The organism is Mesorhizobium sp. M0119 (assembly GCF_040322615.1).
GTDB lineage: Bacteria > Pseudomonadota > Alphaproteobacteria > Rhizobiales > Rhizobiaceae > Mesorhizobium.
Genome location: NZ_JAMYTU010000097.1, coordinates 1 through 2,382, shown reverse-complemented (window position 1 = coordinate 2,382; position 2,382 = coordinate 1). Strand labels below are relative to the sequence as shown.

Annotated in this window: 3 protein-coding genes; 2 read left to right on the top strand and 1 reads right to left on the bottom strand. The window is 66.6% G+C overall.

The features are described 5' to 3' along the window. Nucleotides 1-205 precede the first annotated feature (205 nt). Nucleotides 206-1,216, bottom strand: a complete 1,011-nt coding sequence (locus NKJ40_RS31695; protein WP_352469376.1) for a zinc-dependent alcohol dehydrogenase family protein — start codon at nucleotides 1,214-1,216, stop codon at nucleotides 206-208. A gap of 105 nt (nucleotides 1,217-1,321) precedes the next feature. On the opposite strand from NKJ40_RS31695, the gene NKJ40_RS31690 reads away from it, so the two are divergent. After that, nucleotides 1,322-1,882 (top strand): LysR family transcriptional regulator, encoded by a 561-nt coding sequence (locus NKJ40_RS31690; protein ID WP_352469375.1) that lies wholly within the window; start codon nucleotides 1,322-1,324, stop codon nucleotides 1,880-1,882. Beyond that, nucleotides 1,791-2,252 carry a LysR substrate-binding domain-containing protein gene (locus NKJ40_RS31685; RefSeq protein ID WP_352469377.1) on the top strand — a complete coding sequence of 154 codons (462 nt, stop codon included), beginning with the start codon at nucleotides 1,791-1,793 and terminating at the stop codon, nucleotides 2,250-2,252. Before NKJ40_RS31690 ends, NKJ40_RS31685 begins: the two co-directional genes overlap by 92 nt. Nucleotides 2,253-2,382: the final 130 nt, after the last annotated feature.

Sequence of the window (2,382 nt, the reverse complement as noted above, 5' to 3'; positions counted from 1 at the left end):
GGTGTGCTGCCTCAGTTGTTTAAATCCCACCCTCACGGGGGTCCCGCCCCCCCCGCCAGGGGGGTGATTGTGGGCGGCGAGGGGGCCGGAGAGGGGCCTTCGTAGAGCGCGGTCCCCTCTCGGTCTCGGCTTCGCCGAGCCACCTCTCCCCACTTTCGTGGGGCGAGGAACCCAAGCTGGAATAAAGCCGCGCTCCTTCCCAGGCTCACCACGACAGGCTGAACGCAAGCTTGCCGAAATGCCGGCCGCCTGCCGCCATGTGGGCGTAGGCCTCGGTCGCCTGGTGCTGGCTGTAGATTGTGTCGATGACCGGATCGATACGGGCGGCGCCGATGGCGCGTGCCGCGTCGCGCAGGTCGGATACTGAACCGGTGTTGTTGCCCACTACCTTGAGCGCCTTGATGATGATCGGCAGCAGGTTCGTGGTGGCCTCGGCGCCGGTGACGAAGCCGATCGTGAACACCGTGCCGCCCGGCGCGGTGGCATTGATGGAGCGGGCGAAGGTGGCCGAGCCGCCGGTTTCGACGATCAGGTCGGCGCCGAGGCCGTCGGTCAGCTCGAGCACCTTGGCGTCCCAGTCCGGTGTCTCACGATAATTGATAAGATGATCCGCACCCAAGGCCTTGGCGCGCGCCAGCTTGTCGTCCGACGACGAGGTGATGATGACCGTGGCGCCGGCTGCCTTGGCCAGCTGCAGGGTCAAGATCGAGACACCACCGGTGCCGAGCAGGACGACGACCGACCCCGGCCCGGCATCGGCGGCGCGGAGCGCATTCCACGCGGTGGTGCCGGCGATCGGCAGCGTCGCTGCCCCTTCGAACGACAGATGCGCCGGCATCGGCACGACAGCATTGGCCGGCAGCGCCACATATTCGGCGAGCGAGCCGGGCAGTGTCAGCCCACGCATCTCTCTGGTCTCATAAGGCCGCGGACGGCCGCCGACCCAGCGCGGTTTTGCATGGGCGATGACGCGGTCGTTGACGGCGAGCCTCGACACGCCCTCGCCGATGCCGACGATCTCGCCGGCGCCGTCGACGACGGGAATGAGCGGAAAGCTCGGACCTGGATAGTTGCCGCTCGCTATCGCGACATCGACAAAATTGAGGCTTGCGGCGCGCAGGCGGATCAGCACTTCGCCGCGCTGCGGTTCAGGCGTGGGAACGGTGGCCTCGCGAAACGTGTCCAGTCTCGGGGCAGTCAGTTCGATCGCTTTCATGTCTCACTCCGGTTGATGGCCGATTGACGGGCCGGGATTGAGTGAAACTAGCTGCTGCGCTATTGGTATATAATCCTTGCTTTTTACATTTGAGCTCTGCGCCTGATGCAGCAATCGCACGAACCGGCAGCATTGGCCGAAATGGCCGCTTTCGCGGCAATCGCCGAAGCACGCTCCTTCACCAAGGCGGCGGCGCGCATCGGCCGCGACGCGACGATCCTGTCGCGGCGCCTTGCCTCGCTGGAAGAGCGGTTGGGCGTGCGCCTGCTGCACCGGACAACGCGAAGCGTGTCGCTGACCGAGGCGGGTTCGGAGTTCCTTGTCCGCGTCCGCGCCATCCTGGCCGCGGTCGACGAGGCCGAGGCTGCAGCGTCGGCGCATGCCGGCGGCGGGCCGCGCGGCGTGCTGCGGCTGGCGCTGCCCGGCTCGTTCGGGCGTATGTGGATCGCCCCGCTGCTGCCGCAGTTTCTCGCCGAATTTCCCGACGTTCGTATCGAGGCCGAGTTCTCCAACCGTTTCGTCGATCTCGTCGCCGAGAATTTCGATGTCGCCGTGCGTCTCGGCGCACTGGAGGATTCGCGGCTGGTGGCGCGCAAGGTCGCGACACGGCGGCGGCTGCTGTGCGCCGCGCCGTCTTACCTCGCCCGCCGGGGGCACGCCGACTGAACCTGAAGCGCTGCTGGAACACAGCTGCCTCGGCTTCTCGGGCTTTCAGACCTTTCCGGCCTGGGAGATGACCGACAGCACGGGACGCCGCGTCAGTATCGAGGTTTCCGGCCCGCTGGTCACGGACGATGCCGAGGTGCTGGTCGAAGCCGCCGTGCAGGGCGTCGGGCTGATGATGAGCACGGATTGGCTGGTCGGACGCGAACTCGCCGACGGCCGGCTGGTGCCAGTGCTGGAAGACTGGACGCTCGCCGACGAGGGCGCCGTCTATGTCGTCATGCCTTCGGCCAAGGGGCAAGCCGCCAAGACACGCGCCTTCGCCGACTGGATCGGCAAACGCTTTGCGCCGGTCCCGCCGTGGCGGAGGTGAGGGTGCGTACGGCGAAGCTGCCGATCCCCCCCTCGTGGGCAGGGGAATCGCATATGGCGATTTTGGGGTTGAGTTTAGGCTGAGAAAGGATTCTTTGGAGAGGCAGTTGAGCGAAGGAGCGACTGCCATT